The sequence below is a fragment of the Bradyrhizobium sp. AUGA SZCCT0222 genome, assembly GCF_018130205.1.
Taxonomy (GTDB): domain Bacteria; phylum Pseudomonadota; class Alphaproteobacteria; order Rhizobiales; family Xanthobacteraceae; genus Bradyrhizobium.
The window spans coordinates 46,873-71,803 of record NZ_JAFCLX010000013.1; the positions used below are offsets into that span (position 1 = coordinate 46,873).

General features: G+C 62.8%; 18 protein-coding genes. 10 read left to right on the forward strand and 8 right to left on the reverse strand.

Annotated elements, in window-relative coordinates; genetic code table 11:
* Positions 1-167 precede the first annotated feature (167 nt).
* The 5 genes from JQ629_RS13915 to JQ629_RS13935 all read left to right on the forward strand — a co-directional run bounded on the left by JQ629_RS13915 (position 168) and on the right by JQ629_RS13935 (position 7,051).
* A complete protein-coding gene (locus JQ629_RS13915; RefSeq protein ID WP_212413167.1) occupies positions 168-1,061 on the forward strand; it encodes an IclR family transcriptional regulator in 894 nt (297 codons plus the stop codon).
* Between the two features lie 165 nt (positions 1,062-1,226).
* Positions 1,227-2,471, forward strand: coding sequence for an ABC transporter substrate-binding protein (locus JQ629_RS13920; protein ID WP_212413168.1), 1,245 nt, complete (start codon positions 1,227-1,229; stop codon positions 2,469-2,471).
* An 84-nt stretch (positions 2,472-2,555) separates the two neighbouring features.
* Positions 2,556-3,431, forward strand: a complete 876-nt coding sequence (locus JQ629_RS13925) for a branched-chain amino acid ABC transporter permease (protein WP_212035386.1) — start codon at positions 2,556-2,558, stop codon at positions 3,429-3,431.
* On the forward strand, positions 3,428-5,965 hold the full coding sequence (locus JQ629_RS13930; protein ID WP_212413169.1) for a branched-chain amino acid ABC transporter ATP-binding protein/permease: 2,538 nt from the start codon (positions 3,428-3,430) through the stop codon (positions 5,963-5,965). The genes JQ629_RS13925 and JQ629_RS13930 overlap by 4 nt, the downstream gene beginning before the upstream one ends.
* Before the next feature lie 129 nt (positions 5,966-6,094).
* Positions 6,095-7,051, forward strand: a complete 957-nt coding sequence (locus JQ629_RS13935) for a sugar ABC transporter substrate-binding protein (protein WP_212413170.1) — start codon at positions 6,095-6,097, stop codon at positions 7,049-7,051.
* A gap of 58 nt (positions 7,052-7,109) precedes the next feature.
* On the opposite strand, the gene hemC is transcribed toward JQ629_RS13935, so the two are convergent.
* Positions 7,110-8,099: a hydroxymethylbilane synthase gene (hemC, locus tag JQ629_RS13940; protein WP_349631263.1), complete on the reverse strand. Its 990-nt coding sequence runs from the start codon at positions 8,097-8,099 to the stop codon at positions 7,110-7,112.
* A gap of 975 nt (positions 8,100-9,074) precedes the next feature.
* Between hemC and JQ629_RS13945 the strand changes: the two genes are divergently transcribed.
* From JQ629_RS13945 to JQ629_RS13955, 3 genes are all read left to right on the forward strand, one after another.
* A complete protein-coding gene (locus JQ629_RS13945; protein WP_349631264.1) occupies positions 9,075-10,325 on the forward strand; it encodes a multidrug effflux MFS transporter in 1,251 nt (416 codons plus the stop codon).
* A gap of 48 nt (positions 10,326-10,373) precedes the next feature.
* Complete coding sequence (locus JQ629_RS13950) at positions 10,374-10,649, forward strand: hypothetical protein (protein WP_212413283.1); 276 nt, start codon at positions 10,374-10,376, stop codon at positions 10,647-10,649.
* Positions 10,650-11,451: 802 nt separating this feature from the next.
* Complete coding sequence (locus JQ629_RS13955) at positions 11,452-13,446, forward strand: AI-2E family transporter (protein ID WP_212413270.1); 1,995 nt, start codon at positions 11,452-11,454, stop codon at positions 13,444-13,446.
* Here the strand turns inward: JQ629_RS13955 and JQ629_RS13960 are convergent.
* From JQ629_RS13960 to JQ629_RS13970, 3 genes are all read right to left on the reverse strand, one after another.
* The gene (locus JQ629_RS13960) at positions 13,433-14,305 is read right to left on the reverse strand and encodes an alpha/beta fold hydrolase (RefSeq protein ID WP_212413171.1); all 873 of its coding nucleotides are present in this window, start codon (positions 14,303-14,305) and stop codon (positions 13,433-13,435) included. The two genes, JQ629_RS13955 and JQ629_RS13960, sit on opposite strands and share 14 nt — an antisense overlap.
* 59 nt (positions 14,306-14,364) lie before the next feature.
* Positions 14,365-14,805 (reverse strand): SgcJ/EcaC family oxidoreductase, encoded by a 441-nt coding sequence (locus tag JQ629_RS13965; protein ID WP_212413172.1) that lies wholly within the window; start codon positions 14,803-14,805, stop codon positions 14,365-14,367.
* Between the two features lie 89 nt (positions 14,806-14,894).
* Positions 14,895-15,956, reverse strand: a complete 1,062-nt coding sequence (locus JQ629_RS13970) for a ketopantoate reductase family protein (protein WP_212413173.1) — start codon at positions 15,954-15,956, stop codon at positions 14,895-14,897.
* A 203-nt stretch (positions 15,957-16,159) separates the two neighbouring features.
* Between JQ629_RS13970 and garD the strand changes: the two genes are divergently transcribed.
* The gene (gene garD, locus JQ629_RS13975) at positions 16,160-17,695 is read left to right on the forward strand and encodes a galactarate dehydratase (RefSeq protein WP_212413271.1); all 1,536 of its coding nucleotides are present in this window, start codon (positions 16,160-16,162) and stop codon (positions 17,693-17,695) included.
* A gap of 329 nt (positions 17,696-18,024) precedes the next feature.
* A complete protein-coding gene (locus JQ629_RS13980; protein ID WP_212413174.1) occupies positions 18,025-19,758 on the forward strand; it encodes a glycosyltransferase family 39 protein in 1,734 nt (577 codons plus the stop codon).
* 129 nt (positions 19,759-19,887) lie between these two features.
* Here the strand turns inward: JQ629_RS13980 and JQ629_RS13985 are convergent, their stop codons facing one another.
* The 4 genes from JQ629_RS13985 to JQ629_RS14000 form a co-directional block, all read right to left on the reverse strand.
* Complete coding sequence (locus JQ629_RS13985; RefSeq protein ID WP_212413175.1) at positions 19,888-20,526, reverse strand: 2-dehydro-3-deoxy-6-phosphogalactonate aldolase; 639 nt, start codon at positions 20,524-20,526, stop codon at positions 19,888-19,890.
* A gap of 13 nt (positions 20,527-20,539) precedes the next feature.
* The gene (locus tag JQ629_RS13990) at positions 20,540-21,448 is read right to left on the reverse strand and encodes a 2-dehydro-3-deoxygalactonokinase (protein WP_212413176.1); all 909 of its coding nucleotides are present in this window, start codon (positions 21,446-21,448) and stop codon (positions 20,540-20,542) included.
* Complete coding sequence (locus JQ629_RS13995) at positions 21,445-23,778, reverse strand: xanthine dehydrogenase family protein molybdopterin-binding subunit (protein WP_212413177.1); 2,334 nt, start codon at positions 23,776-23,778, stop codon at positions 21,445-21,447. The genes JQ629_RS13990 and JQ629_RS13995 overlap by 4 nt, the downstream gene beginning before the upstream one ends.
* 112 nt (positions 23,779-23,890) lie before the next feature.
* Positions 23,891-24,817 (reverse strand): DMT family transporter, encoded by a 927-nt coding sequence (locus tag JQ629_RS14000; protein WP_212413178.1) that lies wholly within the window; start codon positions 24,815-24,817, stop codon positions 23,891-23,893.
* Positions 24,818-24,931: the final 114 nt, after the last annotated feature.

Here is a 24,931-nt window from a genome sequence, read left to right on the forward strand (position 1 = left end):
GCCGCGTCTTAATTCGCGCGGCCGGCAAGGGCGGACCCTATTTCTCATAATACTGTACGTCAATTGCTATTGTGGTATAGATGAACAGGCCCGCAGCGGAGCATCATGCTATTCATTGACGAGGACAGCCTGATAGAATTCGGCCCTGCCCTCCTGGAGACCCATCCGTGAAATCGCGAACCAAGCCGAAGACGAGCGAGAAGCCCGCCACGCCACGCAAGACGGCGGTCGCCCGGCTGGTGCAATCGAACGCGCCCAACATCGACGACGACGCCGAGGAGCGTCAGCGCGGCGGCGTGCAGTCGCTCGGGCGCGCGTTTTCGATCCTCGAGGAAGTCGCGCGCCACCGCGAGGGCATCAGCCTCGCTGAACTCAGCAAGCTTGTCGGCCTGCATAATTCCACCACGTTCCATCTTGCCAAGACCCTCGTCACGCTGGGCTACATGCGGCAGGAGCGGGATTCCAAGCGCTACCGCGTTGGTCGGCCGTTGTTCGCGCTCGCCGCCAGCGCGCTTGATGAAATCGAGATGGTCAATCTCGCGACACCGGTGCTGGAAGATCTCTCGCGGGAAACCGGCGAGAGCGGGCATTTTGCGGTCCGCATGGGCGATTCCGTCGTGGTTATTGCCCGCACCAGCGGCTCCGGCGCGTTCCAGCTCACCGACCGGGTCGGCGTGGTGCGACCGGCGCACTGCACTGCGCTCGGCAAGATCATCCTGGCCTCGCTGCGCCCCGACCAATTGAAGCGGTTCCTCGAACGTGTCGAACTGAAGCCTTCGACCGGCAAGTCGATCACCGATCCTGCCGTGCTGCTGCGCGAAATTGCCGAAATCCGGCGCAGCGCAATCGCGATCGACGACGGCGAGTACAACGCGGAAGTGCGCTGCATCGCGGTGCCGGTCTACAATTTTACCGGCGACGTGATCGGGGCGCTGGGCATTTCCGGCCCGATCTGGCGGATGTCCGACCAGGTGCTGAAAAGCCGCGCCAAACTGGTGCAAACCGCCGCCGCCCGGTTGTCCACCGAGTTCGGCGCCCGCGACACCGCGAAGTCCTCCTAACGCCTCTCCCCAATCGCTTGAAGCGAATCTGCGACGCATTTGGCGTTGACAGGCGCGGCTGTGTCCGGAATTATCCTCCAATAATAAAAAAACGTCTCTCACATCCTCGCATAGCGAGAATCGGAGGCAGGACGTCGTGACGCGCCCCCAGGGAGGAGACCCGCCATGCTCAGCTACAGCCGACGTACTTTGTTGAAGACAGGCGCCGCGTTTGCCGGCGCTTCCGCTCTGGGATTTCCAGCGATCGTTCGCGCCCAGGCAACCCGCATCAAGATCGGACATCTCGTGCCGCTGACCGGCTTTCTCGGCGCGATCGGCAGCTATGCGCAGCTCGGCGTCAAGCTCGCCGCGGAAGAGATCAATCAGTCCGGCGGCATCATGGGCAAGCAGATCGACCTGATATCGGAAGACTCGGTCAATCCCGCGACCGCCTCGACCAAGGCCCAGCGCATGATCGAGCAGGATGGCGCGGTGGTGCTGCTCGGCGAAATCTCCTCGGCCTCCTCGCTGACCATCATGCAGGTCGCCGAGCGCAACAAGAAGGTGTTCTTCTCGACCGGCGCGCGCTCCGACGCGCTTCGCGGCAAGAACTGCAACCGCTACTCGTTCCACTGCGACATTCCGAACACGGTGATGGTCAATGCCGTCGGCACCGCGCTCAATCAAAAGGGCATGGTGAAGGGCAAGAAATTCTTCACGCTGACCGCGGACTACATTTTCGGCCACGATCTGCTGAAAGCCGCAAAAACCTTCTTCGACGCCAACGGCGCCACGCTGGCCGGCGACGAACTGATCGCGACCGACGTCACCGATTTCAGTCCCTATCTGCTGAAGGTGCGGCAGGCCAAGCCGGACGTGGTCTGCTGCAACCTCGCGGGCAACCAGGTCACCAATCTGGTGAAGCAGTATGCGGAGTTCGGCTTCCCCTACCCGCTGGTCGGCTTCAACCTCAACACCGGCGACGCCTGGGCCGCCGGCGAAGGCAATCTCAGCGGCACATGGCCGACCGTCTGGTATCACACGCTCGACAACCCGGCCTCCAAGGCCTTTGTCGCCGCCTTTACCCAAAAATACGGCAAGCCTCCGGAGAACCACGCCTGGATCGAATACGTCACGCTCAAGCTGCTGGCGCAGGCGATCAACGAGATCAAATCGACCGAGAGCGACGCGCTGATCGCGCATTTCGAAAAGCAGACCGAGTTCGACATCATGAAGGCGCGCAAGGGCTATTTCCGCTCCTGGGATCACCAGCTGGTGCAGGAGGCCTATCCGTTCACGGTGAAGGCGAAGAGCGAGATGAAGGACAAGTGGGACATGCTGGTGCTTGGTGACGCCGTGCCGGTGGCGGCAGAGCCGCTGGAGAAAATCTATCCGACCAAGACGCAGAATCCCTGCGAGATGAAGGCCTAACGCGCCACCTGGCGCGCTAGCCCCGTTTGGCGCGAGCGGCGCCGGCATCGACCAGCCGGCGCCGCTTTTGTTCAAGGTAGACACATGCAATTCGCGTTCTTGCTGGAACAGGTGGTGAATGGCCTCGTGCTCGGGGGCTATTATCTCCTGATCGCGCTCGGGCTCTCGCTGATCTTCAGCGTCGGCGGTGTCGTCAATCTGGCGCATGGCGCGTTCTTCGCGCTGGGGGCGTACGTCTCCGTCGAGATCACCAAATATCTCGGCTTCGGCTCCGCCGTCGTGCTGTCGCCGATTGCGGTGGCGATGCTGGGCATCCTGTTCGAGCGTTACATCCTCCGCCGTTTCTACACCGCTGATCCGATCCTGAGCCTGCTGGTGACGTTCGGGCTCGCGATGGTCGCTGAACAGGCGATCCGCATCATCTGGGGTGCGCCGCCTATTTCGGCGGCGATCCCGCCCGCGCTGCGCGGCTCGGTGTTCCTCGGCGACTTCCTGTTTTCCCGTTACCGCCTCCTCATTCTCGCTGTGGTGATCGCCGTGCTGGTCGGGGTTTGGCTGCTGCTGCACAAGACTTCGTTCGGCCGCGTGGTGCGCGCCGGCATCCAGCGGCCCGACATGGTCGCGGCGCTGGGCATCCGGCTGCAGCCATACATGACCGCGATCGTGATGCTCGGCGTCGGCATGGCCGCACTCGCCGGCGCGTTCTTCGCGCCGATCACCATCGTGCAGCCGGCGATGGGCGCCGACATCATCACGGTCGCCTTCGTCGTCGTCGTGATCGGCGGCCTCGGCAGCTTCTGGGGCGTGGTGATCGCGGCCCTGCTGGTCGGCGTGGTGCGCGGCATCACCATCCATTTCGAGCCCGCCGCCGGCGAGGCATCAATGTATGTCCTGATGTTCGTGGTGCTGCTGGTGCGGCCGCGCGGGCTGTTGGGCGAGCGTATCGAGAAATTCGAATGAAGCTGTCGTCCGCCTCGAAATACCGGCCGCTGCTGCTGGCGGGCCTCGCACTGATCGCGCTGCCGTTCGGCATGCAGGCGCTTGGCCTGTCGCACAACACCGGGACCATGGTGGTGGCGCTGGCGATCGCGACCATGGGGCTCAACCTGTGTGTCGGCTACACCGGCCTGGTCTCGTTCGGCCACGGCACCTGGTTCGGCATCGGCGCCTATGCGGCGGGCCTGATCCAGCTCAACTGGTTCCCCGGCTCGATCTGGCTGCCGCTGCTGCTGTCGCTGGTCGTGGTGGCGGTCGCCTCCGCGGCCGTCGGTATAGTCATCCTGCGGCGCCGCGGCGTCTACTTCTCGCTGCTGACGCTGGCGCTGGCGGCGCTGGCCTACACCACCGCCTTCCGCTGGACCAAAGTCACCGGCGGCGAAGACGGCCTCGGTGGCCTGAAGCGCGGCAGCATCGGCGCCTTCGATCTCGACAACGCGCTCAACTATTACATCGTCGTCGCCGTGCTCAGCCTCGGCGTGCTCTATCTGTTGCTGCGGCTGGTGCGTTCGCCGTTCGGCCACGTGCTGGTGGCGATCCGCGAGAACCAGTTGCGCGCCACGTTCCAGGGCTATCCGGTCGAGCGCTACAAGCTCGGCGTCTTCGTGATCTCGGCAGTGGTCACGGGCTTTGCCGGCGGGCTGATCGGATTCCAGAATTACCTCGTCTCGGCCGAGGCGGTCTCGGTGCCGTTCTCCGGCGAACTGCTGGCGATCGTCGTGATCGGCGGGATGCGCAGCATGCTGGGGCCGGCGCTCGGCGCGCTGTTCTTCATCCTGTTCCGCGAATTGTTTTCGATCTGGACCTCGGACTGGCTGCTGTGGTTCGGACTGATCTTCGTCGCCTTCGTGCTGTTCTCGCCGGACGGGCTGGTCGGCATCTGGGCCCGGCTCAGCAAACGCTGGTGGCCGGCGCCGGAGGAATCCGCCGCGATGAGCCGGCGCAAGATATATGAGGGCCTGCCGCTGCCGGCCTTCCTGACGCCGAAGGGCCTCACCGGCACCGTGCTGGAAGTGAATGGCGTCTCCAGGAGCTTTGGCGGGATCCGCGCCGTCCACAATGCGAGTCTTACGGTCGGCGCCGGTGAGATCCATGCGCTGATCGGCCCGAACGGCGCCGGAAAAACCACGCTGTTCAATCTGGTCTCGGGGCTGTTTCCGACCGACAAGGGCACCATCAAGCTCAACGGCCGCGAGATCCAGGGCGTGCCGTCCGACCTGATCTGCCATCAGGGCCTGGCGCGCTCGTTCCAGATCACCAATCTGTTCAAGGGCCTGTCGATCTACGAGAATTTGCGGCTGTCGCTGCAGGCGCAGAGCGACATGCGCTTCAATTTCTGGCGCGACATCGACAGCTATGAGAGCATTCACGCCGAGACCGCGGAGCTGATCAAGTTCCTCGGCCTCGAAGGCATCGAGACCATCGAAGGCGGCGAACTCTCCTATGGCGGGCAACGGCTGGTCGATCTCGGCATCGCGCTCGGCTCCAAGCCGCAGGTGCTGTTGCTCGACGAGCCGCTGGCCGGCCTTGCCGCTGCCGAACGCGAGCGCGTTTCGAATCTCGTCAAGAACGTCGCCGCCAATATCCCCGTGCTGATCGTCGAGCACGATATCGACCGGGTGCTCGGCTTCTCGCACTCCGTCACCGTGATGAACCAGGGCGAGGTGCTGATGACGGGCCCGCCCAGTGCGGTGCGTGCCGACCGCCGGGTGCAGGAAATCTATACCGGCACCGGCGTTCCCGAGGTGGAGCACAGCCGCACCGACGAAGCCAGGGAGAGCGCGGCGCAGGTTCTGCGCTTCGAAGGCGTCAACACGTTCTACGGCAAGAGCCATATCCTGCACGACGCCTCGCTGGACGTGCGCGAAGGCGAGATCGTCGCGCTGCTCGGCCGCAACGGCGCCGGCAAATCGACGCTGCTCAAGACGCTCGCCGGACTGACGCCGCTGTCGTCGGGTAGAATCGAATATGCCGGCACCGACATCGCCCGCCTGCCCGCGCCCGATATCGCGCGCATGGGCATCGGTTATGTCCCGCAGGGTCGCGGCCTGTTCGCCGGCATGACGGTGCGGGAAAATCTCTCGCTCGGGCGCCTGGCGCGCAAGACCGACGGCAGCAACGGCGTGGTGTGGGACGAAGCGCAGATCCTGCAGTATTTCCCACGATTGCGTGAGCGCATGGACGTCGCGGCGGATTATCTCTCCGGCGGCGAGCAGCAGATGGTCGCGGTGGCGCGCGCGATGTCGGGCAATGTCAAGCTGCTGCTGCTCGACGAGCCCTTTGAGGGACTGGCGCCGACCGTGATCCTCGAGCTGTTCAAGGTGTTCGACCAATTGCGGCGGCACACGTCCATTGTGATCGTTGAGCACAATCTCGATCTCGTGCTGGCGCTGGCCGACCGCGTCTTCGCGCTGGAGCGCGGCGCAGTGTTCCATCAGGGACCGGCCGCGCCGCTGCTGACCGATCTTGAGTACCGGAAGAAGATTTTGTGGCTTTGAGTAGTTCGTCATTGCGAGCGAAGCGAAGCAATCCATAGCCAACTCAACGGTAGAGATGGATTGCTTCGTCGCTCCGCTCCTCGCAATGACGGGGTTGGGTTCTTGAGAATAACGCACAGGGAGGCAACGATGCGAAACCTGATGACGATGCTGGTAGCCGCGACGGCGTTGCTGGCACATAGCGCCACCGCGGCCGACAACCAGATGACCATCGCCGTGTTCACCAAGAATTCGACCAACCCGGCGTATGAAGCCTTCCGCATTGCCGCCGACCAGATCGCGCGGACCAGCGGCACAAAGGTCGTGCACTTCGTGCCGAAGCAGCCTGACAATGTCGACGAACAGAAGGCGATGGTGGAGCAGGTCATCAAGGATCGGCCGGATGCGATCATCTTCATTCCCGTCGATGATGTCGCGATGGTCCCTTCGGTGAAGCTGCTCAACGAAGCCAAGATTCCGGTGATATTGGTCTCCAATCCGCTGCCAGGCAGTTTTGTCACCTATGTCGGCGCCGACGATTTCGAGATCGGCTATCGCGAGGCGCGCTATCTGTTCGAGCATCTTGGGGCTAAGGGCAAGATCGTCGTCATCGAGGGCACGCCGGCCGCCCCCACCAACCGCGAGCGGCTGCGTGGTTACCAGCGCGCTTTCGGCGAATTCCCCGGCATCGAGGTGCTCGGCTCCGCTGTCGGCAACTACCAGACACCCGATGCCAGGCGCGGGATGGAGAAGCTGCTCACCGAACACAAGCAGATCGACGCGGTGCTCTCGGCCAATGACAGCATGGCGCTCGGCGTGCTCGACGCGCTCAAGACCGCCAACCGGAGCGCGATCGTGATCGGCATCAACGGCATCCTGCCGGCGGTCAAGCAGATCGAAGCCGGCGGGATGCTCGCGAGCGTCGACTTCAACATGTTCAAGATCGGCTGCACCGCGACGCGGGCGGCGGTGCGCCATCTCAAGCGCGAACCGCTGCCGGAGAAGGTGATGCTGCCGGCCGAGGTGATCGACAAGACCAACTACAAGGCGTGGCTGGTGCCGGTCGATCAGCGCACCTGTCCGGACTGGAGCGAGGTCGTTCGCTAGATTCTTGTTTGACGCGTTTTCTTCACGCGAACCGGTACCCACTTCGCTCGAAAACGCTTTAGTGCTCTTCGGGGCGGTTGCGCGCGATGATCTCGGCGGCACCCTTGTCGAGCAATTCCAGACCAACGGCGCGGCCGAGTTCGCGGGGGCGGTCCGCCGCCGCCGTTCGCGACGCCTCGATGAAGCGCGCACCGGTCTCATCCAGCACAGCAGCCGTGAGCGTCATGTCGTTGCCGGAAATCGTCGCGTGACCCGCGATCGGCGAGTTGCAATGGCCGTTCAGCACCCACAGCACCTCGCGCTCGGCCTCGGCGCAGAGCCGCGAGGACGTGTCCTCGATGCCAGAAAGATAGCCACGCGTGAGCCAGTCCTTCTCGACGCATTCGACGGCGACGATGCCCTGGCCGACCGACGGCAGCATTTCGGTGACGGAGAAATCATAGGCAATGCGCGATGTCATGCCGATGCGCTCGAGGCCGGAGCGTGCCATCACCAGTGCATCCGCCGGCCCGACCTCGCCACCATCGGGAAGCCGCTGCATGTCGCCGCGATCGAGTTTTGCGATCCGCGTGTCGGCGGCGCCGCGGTAATGGATCACGGTGACTTCCGGAAACAGCCGGCGCAGATAGGCCGCGCGGCGCACCGCGTTGGTGCCGATCTTGAAGCCCTTGCCGCGCGAGGCCCGAAAAGTTTCCAGCGAAAGTCCCGGACGCAGCACCAGTGAATCGTTGGCGGCATCGCGTGGCAAGGTCGCTGCAATCACGAGGCCCGGCGTCTCCTCATTGCCCGGCACGTCCTTCAGCGAATGCATCGCGGCCTGCAATTCGCCGGCGCGCATGGCCTGGCGGATTTCGGCGACGAACGCGCCGCCCTTGCCGCCATGGCGCAGCAGCTTGCTGGTCTGGTCCTGATCGCCACGGGTTTCGAATTTTATGATCTCGACATCAAGACCCGGATTGGCTGATCGCAGCAGCCGCGCGACCTCATCCGTCTGCGCCAGTGCCATCACGCTCTTGCGTGTGCCGATGCGTAGGGGTTGGTCTGGCACGGGGTCTCCGTTTCGAGGCGGTCAATGGTTGGGGGATTAAAGCAAAGGGGTCATTAAGACAATCCGCCTTCCGCCTACGCCCGCTGGGCTTCGGCGGGCCAGGCCCGCCTTTCGTCGCTCGTCGTCCCGGCGAACGCCGGGACCCATACCGCGTGATCTCTCGGTGAAGGCTGGGTAGCAGAGACCTTTCGCAAAACTTCTCCCTGTGGTTATGGGTCCCGGATCGCGCTTCGCTTGTCCGGGACGACGACTGAATATGTGTTCGCGATCTCGCGGCACGATCTGCCCGAGGTTTGCAGGTAATTTTCGCAACCTCTCGAAAATGAGAGGGCGCAGGGAATGCCGGATGCACGCTGCACCCGCGGTCTCGCGTGCGGTTTGCACAAAACAAAATGCACACGAGCATACAGGGCAGCGGAGGCGATCCGACATTCCCTGCGCAATGGCTTTACGGCTTATAACGCGCTCTCCCCGGAGACGAGTTCTTTATTGACTCCGTCGCCCCTGATCAGCTTTTTGGCCTCTCAGGAACTTGACGCCAGCAACGGGCGCCAGGACCACACGTCTTCGCCGTACGCTCATGCTGCGCTCGTCGATCGCAACATCAGCGTCCACCGCAACCCGTCCAACGTCCGTGACGACGGCCGACGCCCTCTAAGTGGGACGGGATGGCTATCTTGTAAACTGATTTTCTGTTCGGTAAAACAGAAATATTTTTTATTTCAGGGGTTGACACGTTTTCCGAATACCAGAAGCCACTTACCGACCGACTCTTTCGCAAGAGGCCGGCCACGAAAGGTCGGCTCCCTCCCCCCTTGCGGGGGAGGGAGCGCACTGTTCCTGCCGCGACCGTGTGCCTTCGTTTTCAGCAAGCTACCCCACAACCCCATCCCTCCCCGACGGGCAGCCATCCCGGATTGGGCATTGTGCGACGCAACAAAAGGAATAGATTCACGGCCTGAAATGAGGTCGTAAGTGTCTGAAATCAATGCCAATGCCTGGGTTTCCTCAGGCCACCGCCCGATGGGCTTCCCCGAATTCGTTGTCATCATCGCCTCCATCATGGCGCTGAATCCGCTGGCGATGGACATGATGCTGCCGGCGCTGCCTAACATCCGCTCCGCGTTCCACCTCACCGACGCCAACCGCCCGCAAATGGTGCTGTCGATCTTCCTGGTCGGCTTCGGTGTCGGCCAGTTCGTGATGGGGCCGCTGTCCGACCGCTTCGGCCGCCGGCCGGTGCTGCTCGGCGGCATGACCGTTTATTTCATCGCGAGCCTGCTGGCGATCGCCGCCCCCTCGTTCGAGACGTTATTGCTGGCGCGCGCGCTGCAGGGCCTCGGCACCTCGGCAACCCGCGTCATCGCCACCTCGATCGTGCGCGACTGCTACGCCGGCCGCCGCATGGCGAGCGTGATGTCGCTGGCCATGATGGTGTTCATCGCGGTGCCCGTCATCGCGCCGTCATTCGGGCAGGCGGTGCTGATGCTGACGCAATGGCGAGGCATCTTCATCGTGCTGATGGTCTATGGCATGGTGACGCTGATCTGGAGCGCGTGGCGCATGCCGGAGACGCTGCCGCTTCAGCTGCGCCGGTCGCTCGCCGTCCGCGACATCCTCGACGCCTTCCGCCAGACCGTGACCAACCGCCAGACGCTGGGCTACGCGCTGGTCTCCGGCGGTGTGCTCGGCTCGCTGTTCGCTTACGTGTTCACGTCGCAACAGGTGTTCACCGAGATCTACAAGCTCGGGCATTATTTTCCCATTGCTTTCGCAGGCATCGCGATCGGCACCGCCATCGCCGGCTTCGTCAACTCCCGCTTCGTCAATCGTCTGGGCATGCGCGTGATTTCACACGCCGCATTGCTCGGTTACGTCGCCGTATCCGGCATCATGCTGGCGGCGGTGAAATTGCAGATGCTGCCCTTGCCGCTGTTCATGGCGCTGTCGGCGCTGATGATGTTTTCGTTCGGGTTGATGATCGCCAACTTCACCGCGCTGGCGATGGAGCCGCAGGGCCACATCGCCGGCACCGCCTCGTCGCTGTACGGATCGATCACCACCCTGCTCGGCATCGGCATCGGCACCACGATCGGCCAGGATTACGACGGCACGCTGCTGCCGTTCGCGACCGGCTTCTTTCTGTGCACGCTGGCGTCGCTCGGCGTCGTGCTGGTGGTGGAAAAGGGCCGGCTGTTCAGGCCGCATCAGGTGGCGGGGTACTAGCTTCGTAGGCGGGTAGAGCCAACGGGTCGCGGATCGGCCGGAACCATCATGAGCCAGGCGGCTTGGTCTCCAGAGATAGCCAACACCAGTGTTCGACCAACCCGCCTCGATCCGGGGGTCTGGGGCTATCTGCCAATGCCCAGGAAACGCTGGAATGAGCGAAGGAACCGTATGGCCATCAAAAAACACGGCGTCATTATCGAAACGCCAACGGAAGCTCGCCAGGCCGAGCCTGGACCGTCGATACTGTTTTTGCTCCTCATCAGCCTGAGTATTGCCGTGGTCACTCTGGCAATTGTCCTTTTCGTGTTTTTCCGGACCTGACGCTTACAATTGCATCAGCATAATGCGGAACGATACGGAGCAGCGGGCTTTACCTCTTCAGATCGAACTCAACCGATGAGATGGCTCAATGCAAACGCTACCCGTTGACCGCGCGCTGAGCATATACGGCGCCCTTGCGGACCGTTCCGAGACGAAGGGCACCCGCGAGCGTCTTTCAAGGCATCTGATGAAATTATACATCGACGGTGAAACGAACGAGCACCGCTTGACCGTGCATGGGCTGTCATACCTTCAAGAGCTGGATCGGGAAAACGATTCCAGGAACTGAGGTTTTCCGGCGTCATCCCTTTTGCGCCAGCCGCTGCTTTCGCAGTGAATTGCGCCGCATGATCCTGGCCTTCGCAGCGCGGACGGCATCGGCTCTGGTCAGTTTGGTTTTCGGCAGCGATGCTCTCAAACGATCCGCTTCGTCCGAGCCGGGCACTGCAGGCAGCAACGGTGCCGGCCTCGTCGAACCGTGATCGACGGGCTGCATGTTCATCGGGCCGGCGCAGCGTGGTTTGCCTTTTTGCATACAGGAATAACGCGTTGCTGCCGGATTAGTTCGACGTCGCGGACCGCACCGGGCTGGCAACCTGCTCGCCAGAGTGCCTTCGACGAAGGCTGGTTCGCAGTTCGCAAAATGGTTCCGCGGTCTCCAGTGAATAGGCTGCCCCAACCGGTGCAACCTATGCGCCGGTCGCGCCTTGGTTACGGGAGAACCAGCTTGAGCCGCCTGTTCAAACCATTTTTTGTTCCCCGTGCCCGGCGTCTATTTCCTGCAACGCCTCAGAAAGCCTCAATGAGCTTGATCACCAGAAAAGTCAGCGCCGGACGCACGATGGACGAGTTGCTGGCTTTGCTGAGTGCCGTCGCCTGCTCGATCCTCGCCGCATTGTTCATTGCGGCGCTGTATTTCGGCCGGGAAATATTCGTACCCATCGCGCTCGCTATTCTTCTCAGCTTTGTGCTCGGACCGCCGGTCGGATTGCTGCAGCGCGCCCGCGTTCCCCGCAGCCTGGCGGTCGTGGGCATCGTCTTTCTGGCATTCTCGGTGATCTTCGGCCTCGGCACCCTGATCGCCAATCAATTGACCCAACTGGCTGGAGACCTGCCGGTTTATCAATCGACGATGCGTGAAAAGATCAAATCAGTGCGCGGCGTCACGGCGAGCAGCGGCACCCTCGAACGTGCGGCGGATATGCTCCAGGAGTTGAGCCGGGAGCTCGACAGGCCGAAGGATGACAAATCGGTCCGCGGGGCCATCCCGCGTCTCGGCGCGCCAAATGCTGCCGTCACGGCCTTGCCGATCCCCGTTGAAGTGCGTCAGCCCGACCCGGGAGCCCTGGAGAATCTGCGAACCCTGATCGCGCCATTGCTAAACCCGCTTGCGACCACCGGCATCATCATCATTTTCGTGATCTTCATCCTGATCCAGCGCGAGGATCTGCGAAACCGCCTAATTCGATTGGCGGGCTCGCATGATCTGCAACGCACGACGGCAGCGCTGGACGATGCGGCAACGCGCCTTAGCCGGCTGTTTCTGGCTCAGCTGATGATCAACGCCACTTTCGGCGTGATCATCGGAGCGGGACTATCGTTCATAGGTATTCCCAGCGCGATCCTCTGGGGCATTCTGGCGGCCGTGCTGCGGTTCGTCCCCTACATCGGCACAGCCATCTCGGCGGCTTTTCCGCTGGCGTTGGCGGCCGCCGTCGATCCCGGCTGGTCGATGCTCGTATGGACGGTCGTGCTTTTTCTGGGAGTCGGACCGATCATCAGCCAGGTGGTGGAGCCTCTCGCCTACGGCCAGAGCACCGGACTTTCTCCCGTCGCCATCGTCGCGTCAGCGACATTCTGGACCGCATTGTGGGGGCCCATCGGGCTCGTCCTTGCAACGCCCTTGACGGTTTGCCTCGTCGTCCTCGGACGTCATGTCGAGCGGCTCGAATTTCTCGATGTGATTTTTGGCGACAGGCCCGCATTGTCACCGCCGGAAATGTTCTACCAGCGAATGCTCGCCGGCGATCCGATCGAGGCGGCAGGAAAGGCCGAAGAATTCCTGAAGGAGAAATCGCTTTCTTCGTACTTCGACGAGGTCGCCCTGAGAGGCCTTCAACTGGCGCAGGCAGATGCCAAGCGCGATGCCCTGGACCAGGCGCGCATGATCAAGATTCGCGACGCCGTTACCGAGTTTGCCAGCGACCTTTCCACCCAGGATGATTCGATCCCCGAGGTAACCTCGCCGACCATGGATGCGGAGGCGGCGGCCGCGGTCGAAACCGTCCCGGATGCCGCGATATCAAGCAATTTGCCGGTCGTGCAAAAAGCCGATCTTCCGCTTCATTGGCAGGGAGAAGCGCCGGTGCTCTGCCTGGCCGGGCGCACCCCGCTCGACGAAGCCGCAGCGGTGCTGTTTGCGCAGCTTTCCAACGCGCATGGCCTCGGTGCACGGGTCGAGCCTGCGGACGCACTTTCGTCGACCAGGATCGTGCAGCTGGATTTCACCGGTGTCGCGATCGTCTGCCTGTCCTATCTCGACGCCAGCAGTCCCGCCCATATGCGCTACTCGGTTCGGCGCCTGCGTCGCCAATTGCCAAAGGCCACGATCATCATGCTCGGTTGCTGGGCCGAGAACCTCGACAAGGAATCGCTGGAAGAACTGCGGGAGGCGGCCAAAGCCGACATCGCCGCGGGGAACTTGCGTGAAGCGATGATGATCTGCCGGACGGCTGCCGGCGTGGAGGAAATCGATGAACCGCCGGGCCTCGCTACACCAGCCCTCAAGATTGCGTAAGAAACCGCTGGATCAGCCCGAGCACCTCATCCGGCCTGTCGTGCTGCAGCCAGTGGCCGGCGCCGGCGATCTTGGCGAGTTCGGCGTGCTTGAAATGCGACATCACACCGGCCTTCTCGGGATCGGGCAGAAAGCTTTCGCTGGCCGCGACCAGCAAGGTCGGGCAGGCGATGCGTGACCACAGCCCGATATTGTCTTCGAGCGACAGCCGGTACGGCGCCCGCGCCCGCAAATAGGGATCGTACTTCCAGCTGAAACTGCCGTCGTCGTTGCGCTTCATGCCGTGGGTGGCCAGATGCATCGCCTGCTCGCGCGTCAGCCGCGGGTTGCGGCCGACGATCCGATCGGCGCCGTCGGCCACGGTCGGATAGCGATGGATTTTCCGCTGCGCCAGCTTGTCGAGGTCGCCGGCCCAATCCGATATCCTGACGTCCGCGGGTTTGGGGCGCCGCGCCGGAAAATTGGTGACGCCATCCAGCACGACCAGCTTTGATACCCTTTCGGGAAAAGCCCCGGCATAGGTCAGGCTGACCATGCCGCCCATCGAATGGCCGACGATGGCGACCTTGTCAAAACCTTCCGCTTTCACCAGGCCTGTCAGATCGTAGACGTGGTCGGCGAGGCTGTAGCTGGAGCCGAAAGCCCAGCCGGAATCGCCGTGGCCGCGCAAATCGGGCGCCACGACGTGATAATCCGCAGCCAGCGCCCGCGCCAGATAATCCCAGCTGCGGGAGTGATCGAGGCCGCCATGCACCAGCAGCAGGGGCGGCGCCTGCGCGTTACCCCAATCCGTGAAATGAAGCTTGAGCCCCTGCGACTGAAAATAGCGCGACTGCGGCGCGTCCGATGCGATGTCCATCGGGAATACTTAAAGGCTGGCGCAGCAGAGGTCCAGCGCGGCACCAATACGTGAGCCGCCTATTGCGGCATGGCCGACCGATGGAAATGCACGATCTGCCAATCGGCACCGCGCTTTGCCACCACGAAAGTGACCCGTCCCGATCCGCTGATCGGGGTTCCGTCTTTGTCACGAGTCGTCGTATCGAGACCGGTAACCAGCACGGCGTTGTCAGAGAGCACGATCGATTCATAGCTGTTGAGGGTGGCTCCTCTCGGCCGGTTGGTGAGAAGCGCGGCTTCAAAATAGGTTCTGATACCCTCGGGCTTGGTCACGACTGCCTTGCTGCCGGTCCCCATGAACAACGCGTCCGGCGCATAAAGTTTGACGATCGCGTCAACGTCCGACGCTGTAAATGCCTTGGCCCATCTATCGATGATCTGAAGCGCATCTGTTTTTGAATCCGCAGCCGCCGTCGAAATCGAGGCCATCAACATAAATCCATAAAGAAAGAGACGCATGGCACACCTCCCAATATCTCAGGCGATGGAGGTTACGACAACTCAGGGAATATCATAGCCCCATGGTGTTGATCGCAATCGCGTGGGGCTCAGTTCAGCCGCAGCTCGGTGATGTGCCGCGGATCCGGTTTCAGCTCGCCCCGTTCAACGCGCATCACGATGTCGGTCAGCGCGGCATTGGCGCGGCACGCAAGCCCTACCTTCTCGCCCTCATCAACCACAAAGCCGTTGATGAATTCGATCTCGGTGCGCCGGCCCTTCTGCATGTCCTGGCCCATCGAGGGACGTTGCCCTGATGCCGTGCGCTTGCCGTCCGCGAAACGCTGCTCGTCGCAGGCGCGCATCGCCGCCTCGTCGCCCTCGCCGGCCCGCGCGATGGTCTCCGGCGGCAGATGCAGGATCTCCTCGAGCTGATAGCCATGCGCCTGGCCGACGCGGATGGCTTCGCTGCCGAGCCGGGTCGAGAAGCGGCGGATCGGCTCGCTCTCCAGCATCTGGCCGCCGGTCATGCCGGTGCAGGCGGAGAGCCCGTTGCCCATGACGTTGGCGACCAGCTTGGACCAGCGTTCGCCCCACAGGTTGCTGGTGACCTTGGCGCTGTCGGTGTAACCGACCAGGCGGCAAATTTCCTCCGCCCGTGGCGTGATGCGGCCGTGCACTTCGCCGGCGCGAAACACCGTGTGCGCCGCCCCGTGCTTGCCGGCGCCGCGGTGGATGTGGCCGGGCTCCGGCAAATTGACCGTGATGCTGCTGGCGATGCAGCCGAGCGTCTTGCCCCAGCCGACGATGCCGGCGATGGTTTCTTCATTCATGCAGTTCTGCAGCGACACCACATAGCCGTCCGGCGCCAGATATTGCCGGATCAGCATGGTGGCCCAGGCGGTGTCGTAGGATTTCATGCAGACGAAGGCGATGTCGACCGGCGCCTCCTTCGCAAGCTGCTGCGCGTCCGTGAGGTGCAGCGCGCGGACTGGAACCGAAAATTCCGGAACATCCATGGCGTGGGTGACGCGCAGGCCGTGCTTGCGCATATGCTCGACATGCTCGGGCCAGGGATCGATGAACGTCACGTCCTCGCCCGCCTGCACCATGTGGGCGCCGGCATATCCGCCGACGGCGCCGGCTCCGACGATCGCTATCTTCTTGCCCATGCTTTCCCCTTCGTTTTCTCTTTTTCTTACTGGCGAGGCTAGCGCACCGGAAGGCCTCTCCACAATGGCCGAACGCATGCGGCAGCCGATCGCCGCCATGACGTCATGGTGCACGAGTTTCATATATTCGCCAAAACCGCCTATACTCGCCCGGTCTGGCGCTGGATGCGACGGGCGCAACAAGGAGAATTTTCGTGACGGGAATTGCGACGGCGCAGGCCTTTGAGCCGCGCTACATCCGGCTCGACCCCAACGACAATGTCGCGATCGTGGTCAACGATCTCGGGCTGCCGGCGAAGAGCCGGTTTGCCTGCGGTCTCGAGCTGCGCACCTTCGTGCCGCAGGGCCACAAGGTGGCACTGTCGGATATTGCGCCGGGCGCGCCGATCCGCCGCTACAACGAGGTGATCGGCACCGCGGCACGGCCGATCCTGGCCGGCGAATGGGTCGACGAGGCGCGCATCGACATGCCGACGCCGCCTGAACTCGACAGGCTTGAACTCGCTACCGCCGTCCCTGCCCCGCAGGCGCCGCTTGAAGGCTATACGTTCGAAGGCTTTCGCAATCCCGATGGTTCGGTTGGCACCAAGAACGTGCTGGCGATCTCGACCAGTGTGCAATGCGTCGCCGGCACGCTGCAGTTTGCGATCAAGCGCATCAAGGCCGAACTGCTGCCGAAATATCCCAATGTCGATGACGTCGTCGGGCTGACGCATAATTACGGCTGCGGCGTCGCGATCAATGCGCCGCTGGCGATCGTGCCGATACGCACCCTGCAGAACCTCGCGCTGAACCCGAATTTCGGCGGCGAGGTGATGGTCGTCGGCCTCGGCTGCGAGAAACTGGTTCCCGAGCGGCTGCTTCCGGAAGGGACCGACAGCAGCGTGGTGCGGATGCAGGACGAGGCGTTCGACGGGTTTGGCGCCATCGTCGACGCCATCATGGAGATGGCGGACGCGCGACTTGCCGTGCTCAATGCGCGCCGCCGCGAAACCTGCCCCGCCTCCGACCTCGTGATCGGCCTGCAATGCGGCGGCTCGGACGCCTTTTCCGGGGTGACCGCCAATCCCGCGCTCGGCTTCGCTGCCGATCTATTGGTGCGTGCCGGCGCCGCCGTGATGTTTTCCGAAGTCACCGAAGTGCGCGACGCCATTCATCTGTTGACGCGGCGCGCCGCCAATGAGGACGTCGGCCGCGCGCTGATCCGCGAAATGGACTGGTATGACGGCTATCTCGCCAAGGGCGACGCCGACCGCAGCGCCAACACCACGCCCGGCAACAAGAAGGGCGGGCTCGCCAACATCGTGGAGAAGTCACTCGGCTCGATCGTCAAATCAGGCACCAGCGCGATCGTCGACGTGCTGGCGCCGGGCGAGCGCGTGCGAACCAAAGGCATGATCTTCGCGGCCACGCCCGCCAGCGACTTCATCTGCGGCACGCTGCAGCTTGCGTCGGGAATGACGCTGCAGGTGTTCACGACCGGCCGCGGCACGCCCTACGGGCTCGCCGCCGCCCCCGTCATCAAGGTCTCGACGCGCACCGAACTGGCGCGGCGCTGGAAGGACCTGATCGACTTCGACGCCGGCCGCATCGCCACCGGCGAAGCCACCATCGAGGAGACCGGGTGGGATCTGTTCCGCCTGATCCTCGATGTCGCAAGCGGCCGCACCAAAGTGTGGTCCGACCGCTGGGGCATTCACAACGATCTGACGCTGTTCACGCCGGGACCGGTGACCTGAGGCGCGTCCACTTCGTCGCAAGTTGCCATTAGGCCTGCGTTAACCATTGCGCCGGGCGATTGCGCCTGGCTCGCGATTGGAAGGTTGCGCCCGGCGTTTCAAATCATGCGATCTATTTAAGCGAACATTACGGAATCTAGCATAGGCAAAAGGGGCAGCACCGCGCATTGACCGGCGTCATTGAGGAGCCCTGTTTTGCAGCCCTTCCCGAGAATTACAGGCCGCCATATTTTGCAATTTTCGTATTGGCTTCCGTCACGCTGTCCTGCCATTGCAGTGGAACAGCGAGAGCGCCTGAATCATATGCGTGACGCGCAAGGGGTCTAGCCATGAATGCGGATAGCGTTGACGTGCTGGGCGTTCGACAAAGCAGAATGTTGCCGCGATCTCGCTGGCTCGCTCTGCTGGGACTGGGTTTAGCGTTTGTACTCATTGTGCCATGGCTGCAGGGAGCCCTCTGGTTCACACCATGCCCTGGCCGGATCGCGGGCGACTGCGCAGGTCCGTTGGACGACCTGCGCTGGACGTTCGCCATCCAAACCGGGCTCTGCATCGGTTTCATTATGATCGGCGCTGCAATCAGCCCCGTTGGCGAGGTTGATCGAATAACCGGGAAGATCGTTTCCTGGATCGGGGCACGGACGAATTGGTGCATATCCGTGACCGTCATCGCCGCGATGCTGCTGCCGTTGGCAGTGGCCTACTTCATCCTGGACCGGTTTCCGAATTCCGGCGACGAGGACTGCTATCTGTTTCAGGCGCGCGCGTTTGCTGCGTTTCGATTGTGGGAAGCCCCGCCAATCCTGGGGACGGATTTGATCCCGTTCCGCACCTATCTTTTCGAATCCAAATGGGTCAGCCAGTCCCCACCGGCATGGCCGATGGTGCTCTCGGCAGGGATGCTGCTGGGAATACCGCCATGGACGGTAAATGCCTTGCTGGGTGGAGCCAGCGTCGTGGCGCTTGCCGCATTTTGCCGGCGTGTCGGTAATCCATCCGCGGCTGTCGTTGCGGCAGCGCTTTTTGCGCTGACCCCGTTCTACGTCATGAACGCGGCTTCGTATTTTCCGCACATCCTCTCGTCACTGCTGATCCTGTCGTTCTGCCTCTGCCTGCTGCCGGATGGTGAGATTCCGCGGGGGCACAGGCTGGTCGCAGCGGGAGCCATCGTCGGTTTGCTGGGGGCGACACGCTATTTCGACGTGTTGCCGCTGATTCCGGCGACGCTGTTGTGGTTGAGCCGGCAGCGGCGGAACGCATGGCCGCGCCTGATCGGACTTCTGGCGGCAGGACTTGTCCCGGTACTGATGCTGCTGATGCTCTATCATTATCTGATCACCGGCAGCCCGTTCCGCACCGCATATTACGTCATCAACACGCCGGAAGTATCCAATATTTTCGTAAGCCTCGACCCATTGCGGATCTTCAATGGGGTGGCGATAACCGCGGGTCGCCTGGTCGAACTTGCGTTGTGGACGTCGCCGGTTTTGCTGATCGGGTATTGTTGTTGCCTCGCACTCAAATTCAAGGACCGCAAGCTCGCCTATTACGATCTGATTTTTCCGGGCTTCGTGCTGGCCTATGTGATTTACGCCGATTACGGCGGCAACCGCTATGGCCCTCGCTTTTACTTCGATGCGTTCCCTCTCATGATGGTCACCATCGTTTCGGCGCTCCCTTCAGTCACCGCGAGACTGGAGCGGTCGATGGATCGCGCGATGCTGCCGCTCGCTCCGATTGCCTGCGTGCTGTATCTCGTTGGCATCTGGCCGCTGGTGCTGACAACCTTCCAATCCCAGGTGTTTTCGCGCCAGGAGCCGTTTCGGTTGGTGCAGCAAGCGGTGACCGGGAACGCGATCGTCATTCACGACACCTCCAGCGGCCTCGGCATGCATGATTGGGACCTCGTGCGCAATCCGCCATCCATGGACGCGGCCATTCTTCATGCCCGTGTGGGGACCGATGTCGGCGCGCTGCGCAAGGCGTTCCCCGACCGGTCGATCTGGCGCTACAGTCGCAGCGATCCAACCCAGCCTGGTCAGCTGATTCGTGTCACGCCGTAGTTGCCTCCGGCTTCTGTCCCGGGAAATTCGCTGACAAAGTCGCGCGCGTTTCTGAAGGATGGAGTCGACGGTGGCGGTCCACACGGATGGCGCGTTGGGCGATGAGGAAGCCCGGAGCCGTTCGCTGAATTATTTCTGTTCCCGCATCGCCAAATCGTACGCGCGGATCGTGGCCTTGGCGCGTTCTGCAACTTCGGCTGCCGTCATGCCTGGCTTGTAAAGGCTGGTGCCGAGACCGAACGCGTGAATGCCGGCTTTGGTGTACTCCGCAAAATTCTTGTCGGAGATCCCGCCGACGGCAGCGATCATCAGACCTGCGGGAAGAACGGCACGGATCGCCGTGATGCCCGACGCGCCAAGGACGCCGGCGGGAAAGAATTTCAGCGCGGAAGCCCCTGCCTTCGCCGCCAGCAGCGCCTCCGTAGCGGTAAAGACGCCGGGCATCGTGACCATGCCGCGATCCCAGGCGGCGGCGATGACATCAGGGTCGACGTTGGGGGACACCATCAGCCGTCCGCCAACGTCATGGAGCCGCTCGACATCCTCTGGCGTCAGCACGGTGCCCGCACCGATCAGGATATCGGCGGGAGCCTTCCTGACCGCGATCTCGATAGAGCGGAACGGATCCGGCGAGTTGAGCGGAATCTCGATCGCCGTCATGCCGTGTTCGATCAATACGTCGACGATGCCCTCGGCCTCTTCGGGTTTCACGCCGCGCAGGATCGCGACCAGCGGACGCTTCATCGGCGGGAATGGAACAGGGTTCACGCGTTTGGTCCTTCTATAAAGTCCAGATGGCCTTGGCAGCTAACGCAAGACCGCGACGGACCGCATCATCGGAATCGATGGATTGGACCGCAACGGAAAGACTGTCAAACGCCAATCGATACAGCGCCTCGAGCCTGCCTGACACAACCAGGGTGATGTCGCGCCTCGACCGATCGCCAGCCAGTCCCGCCGCCAGTTCGAGGCCGATCAGGGTTCCCGATATCTTCTCGCGGGCCGAGGCAGGGCTGCCGCCATATAGAAGCTGACCCGAGCGCACCTGGAACAACAAATTGGCCGCGAATGCAGGCGCCTCAAAGGCGGCAACGACCGACGATTTGAACGCTTCGCTATCCACGGCTTCGTCCGCGTTCGCCACGGCAAGCGACAGGATCGTCCCTTGCGATATGGCGCTGAAGAGTTCGCCGGTCATGAACGTGGTGAAGCGTTCGACGGTCCCACCACGCACGCTCGCCCATTTCGAATGGGTGCCGGGCATGCAGACCAGCGCTTCACCATCTGCACCGAGAACACCGAGCAACTGGGTTTCTTCGCCCCGCATCACGTCCGGCGCCTTGGGGTCGCGCTGCGCGATGCCCGGAAGGATGCGGATATCGCGCGACTGTTCGCGAACCGGCACGGCACGCTGCAGGATGGATGTGAGGCTTGCCGGCGTGTCGAGATATCCCGCTTCAACCCAGCCCTGCCGGGCGCCCGCCATGCCGCAGATGACGACTGGCAGGTGATCGGCGGCACCGACGGCATCGAGATGCGACTGCAACACGCTGGCAAAACCGATCTTGGCGGCCGCCATCATGCCTTCATCGCTGCGTCGTTCCCCCAGCACGTCGCCGGAACGATCCATCACCCAAAGCCGGAAGCTGCTGGTACCCCAATCAACGGCGACATAGGCGGCCTGGCTCATTTCGAAATCCGTCCTGATGTTCGTGCTTTCTGTATGGCGCTCCACACCAGATACGGCGTTGCCGGCATGTCCAGTTCATTGATACCGAGCGGGGACAAGGCGTCGAGCACGGCGTTCATGATGGTTTGCGGCGCGGCGATGCTGCCGGCCTGCCCGGTTCCCTTCACGCCCAGCGGATTAGACTTTGTTGGCGACGATTCATTCAGACCACCGGCAAAATTCGGCAAATCCTGCGCGCGCGGCAGCGTGTAGTCCATGAAGGAGCCGCTGAGCAGCTGCCCCTCGGGATCGAACACGATGTGCTCCAGCAGCGACTGTCCGATGCCTTGCGCCACCCCGCCATGCACCTGGCTGAGCGCCACGCGCGGATTGATGAGGCGGCCGAAATCATCGACGATGGTGTAGCGGTCGAGCCGCACGACGCCGGTGTCGGGATCGATCTCGACTTCCGCGACATGGCAACCGTTCGGAAAATTGTAGAGTTCGGAACTGTTGGTCGCGCTTCCCTCGAGCCCCGGCGTCAATCCCTCAGGCAGATTGGCGGCATCCCGTGCGGCATCGGCTACCTTGCCGATCTCGATGGCGCGCTCGGTGGATTTCACGACAAAGCGGCCATCGGCAAACACCACCTGGTCGGCGGGCGCCTGCAGCAGATGCGCTGAAATCAACCGGCCTTTCTCGATCAGTTTTTCAATCGCCATCACCAAAGCGGTGCCGCCCATATGCATCGAACGCGCGCCGCCATGGCCGTTGCCGCCCGGCAGAAAATCCGTGTCGCCCTGCTGGAAGCGGAATGCATCGATCGGCAATCCCAGCAGGTCGGCCGCGACCTGCGGATAGGCGGTCTCATGACCCTGGCCGTTGGACTGCGTACCGACCGCCAGCGACACCGTGCCGTCGGCCTCGAATGCGGCCCGCGCCATTTCCAACGGCACACCGCGGGAAGTCTCGAGGAAGCAGGCAATCCCGAGGCCGCGCAGCAGGCCGGCTTTGTCAGACTGTTTGCGTCGCTTGCGAAAACCGTCGCGATCGGCGAGCGCGATCGCGTCGTCCAGATTGGCCTTGAAGCGGCCGCCGTCGATCTTCATGCCCATCGCGGTGCGATGCGGAAACCTGCTGACGATGTTGCTGCGGCGCAACTTGACGGCATCGATCCCGGTTTTGATCGATGCAAGATTCACCAGCCGCTCGATCAGATAATTGGCTTCGGGCTTGCCGGCGCCGCGATAGGCGTCGATCGGCGGCGTGTTGGTGAAAGCGCCGCGCACTTCGTAAAACACCGAGGGGATGTCATAGACGCCGCCGATCGCGCTGCCGGCCGCGTTGGTGGAGCTGATCGGGCCGCTGGTCGACAGGTACGCGCCCATATTGGCGACCGCCTTCACTTCCAACGCAAGAAACCGGCCATCGCTGTCGAGCGCGAGTCGCGCGCGGGAAAAGAAATCGCGGCCATGCGCCGAGCTGACGAAATCTTCTGATCGTTCGCAGACCCAGCGCACCGGGCGGCCGAGCTTTCTTGCCGCCCACAGCACCAGCACATATTCGGGATAGACGTAGTTCTTCATCCCGAAACCGCCGCCGACGTCAGGCACCACCACGCGCAGGCGCTCGAGCGGTATCTTGAAGACGGCGCTAGCCAGCACCTTGCGGGTGTCGTGGACGGCCTGACCGGTCACCGACAGCAGAAACTGATCCGTCTTGCGATCATGAAAGCCGATCGCGGCGCGCGTCTCCAGGGGAGCGGCCACCACGCGGTTATTGAACAGGTCGCATTCGACGACATGCGCGGCCTCTGCCATTGCCGTGGCAACGGCTGCCGCGTCGCCCTTCCGGAACAGGAAAGCGGAATTGCCCGGCGCCTCCTTCCAAAGCAGCGGGGCATCCGGCTTGAGCGCCGCGGTCGCCATGGTGACGCAGGGCCTGGGCTCATAGGCGATCTCGACCGCTTCGGCGGCCTCCACCGCCGCCTCCAGCGTCTCTGCGACAATCAGAACGACGGGATCGCCGACATGCCGCACGAAATCACGGGCCAGCGCGGGGCGCGGCGGCGCGATGATCGGCTCGACCGCATCAATCACCGTGACGCAAGGCAACGCGCCGATGCCGTCCGCCGCGAGGTCGGCCTCGCTAAGCACCGCTACGACGCCGGGGAGCGCGCGGGCAACGTCCAGACTTATCCGGGTAATTCGTGCGAAGGCGTGCGGCGAGCGGACCACATGGGCGTGCAGCACATCAGCCACGTGATCATTGGCGACGTAGGTCCCGCGCCCGGTGAGGAAGCGATGATCCTCCAGCCGGTTCAGGGACTTGCCTTGATAACGCTCGTGCAACCGCTCACCTCCTTGGCGTGGAACCAAGGGTTATATTGGGCCATTGCGGGGACCGCCACCCTTCTTGCCCTGTCGAATTTGCGTTGCGGACCTGTCGACCATTTCGCGCGCTCTAGCGGGCCGGACCCGATGACGGCTGCCGAGCCCAATCCCTGTTGGCCGAAACGACCCCGCTGCCAACCAGGATACCGACGAGGACGAGGGCCATACCGGCGACCAGCTCCACCGTCAGCGATTCTCCAAGCAGCACGATCCCCAGGGCCATCGCCGTGATGGGATTGAGCGTCAGGTACAACACGGTTGTCGTCGGCGGCAGCCAGCGCAATGCCCACATGAAAAGCGAAAACTGCAGAACACCGGCGACGGTTCCAAGGAACAGCACCGCGATCCATCCTTTTGTGCTGATCGCCGGCAAAGCAACGCTGCCTTGCTGGAGACCGACAACCGGCAACAAGACAGCGACGGCGAATACCATCGCCAATGCCGTCACGAAAATCGGCCCATGGCGCATCAGGGTCGCGCGGCTGAAAACGGAGTAGATAGCGGCGCAGAGAACGCTAAGAAGCATCAACCCGTCTCCGACCATGTAATCGGCATTTCCCCGCCCGAATGCAGCGGCGCCAAACGCCACGGCGATGCCGGAAAACGCCAGCACGACACCTGCGACCTTCGCGGTTGTCAGCTTCTCGCGTCCAAAGGCAGCTGCGACGATCAGGGTCTGGATCGGTATCGTCGCCAGACCAACCGCGCCGCGCGCGGCCGGCACGTACTGGAGCGACGCATTGAAGGCCCAGGGAAAAAGCACAAAGAACAGAATCCCGAACCCGGCGATCTTTGCACACTCGGATAGCGCAAGGCCGCTGCGCGGCCACATCGCCAGCAGAAACGGCGCAAAACAGGCGATCGAGATCAGGTAGCGGTAGAAGACCAGCGAGATCGGGTCGATCTCTCCAATGACCGAGCGCGTGGCAACGACGGCAGCCCCCGCGATCAAGGCCGCGGCCGCCGCGGCGACATGGGCGAGTACAATCCTGTTCATGACGTCGCCACCTCGATCAGCCGCCCGGCGCCAGCCAGTCACTTTTAAATCGAAAGTTACACTAGCCATGACACTTTAAAAATGCAAGTCGGTCTGATAGATTATCGAGGGACA

Excerpts from the sequence above, each read along its gene's own strand:
- JQ629_RS13935 (WP_212413170.1), top strand. The coding sequence starts at position 6,095 with ATGCGAAACCTGATGACGATGCTGGTAGCCGCGACGGCGTTGCTGGCA.
- JQ629_RS13955 (WP_212413270.1), top strand. The coding sequence starts at position 11,452 with ATGAGCTTGATCACCAGAAAAGTCAGCGCCGGACGCACGATGGACGAG.
- JQ629_RS13950 (WP_212413283.1), top strand. The coding sequence starts at position 10,374 with ATGAGCCAGGCGGCTTGGTCTCCAGAGATAGCCAACACCAGTGTTCGA.
- JQ629_RS13970 (WP_212413173.1), bottom strand. The coding sequence starts at position 15,956 with ATGGGCAAGAAGATAGCGATCGTCGGAGCCGGCGCCGTCGGCGGATAT.
- JQ629_RS13965 (WP_212413172.1), bottom strand. The coding sequence starts at position 14,805 with ATGCGTCTCTTTCTTTATGGATTTATGTTGATGGCCTCGATTTCGACG.
- JQ629_RS14000 (WP_212413178.1), bottom strand. The coding sequence starts at position 24,817 with ATGAACAGGATTGTACTCGCCCATGTCGCCGCGGCGGCCGCGGCCTTG.
- JQ629_RS13980 (WP_212413174.1), top strand. The coding sequence starts at position 18,025 with ATGAATGCGGATAGCGTTGACGTGCTGGGCGTTCGACAAAGCAGAATG.
- JQ629_RS13960 (WP_212413171.1), bottom strand. The coding sequence starts at position 14,305 with ATGGACATCGCATCGGACGCGCCGCAGTCGCGCTATTTTCAGTCGCAG.
- JQ629_RS13925 (WP_212035386.1), top strand. The coding sequence starts at position 2,556 with ATGCAATTCGCGTTCTTGCTGGAACAGGTGGTGAATGGCCTCGTGCTC.
- JQ629_RS13920 (WP_212413168.1), top strand. The coding sequence starts at position 1,227 with ATGCTCAGCTACAGCCGACGTACTTTGTTGAAGACAGGCGCCGCGTTT.
- JQ629_RS13990 (WP_212413176.1), bottom strand. The coding sequence starts at position 21,448 with ATGAGCCAGGCCGCCTATGTCGCCGTTGATTGGGGTACCAGCAGCTTC.
- JQ629_RS13930 (WP_212413169.1), top strand. The coding sequence starts at position 3,428 with ATGAAGCTGTCGTCCGCCTCGAAATACCGGCCGCTGCTGCTGGCGGGC.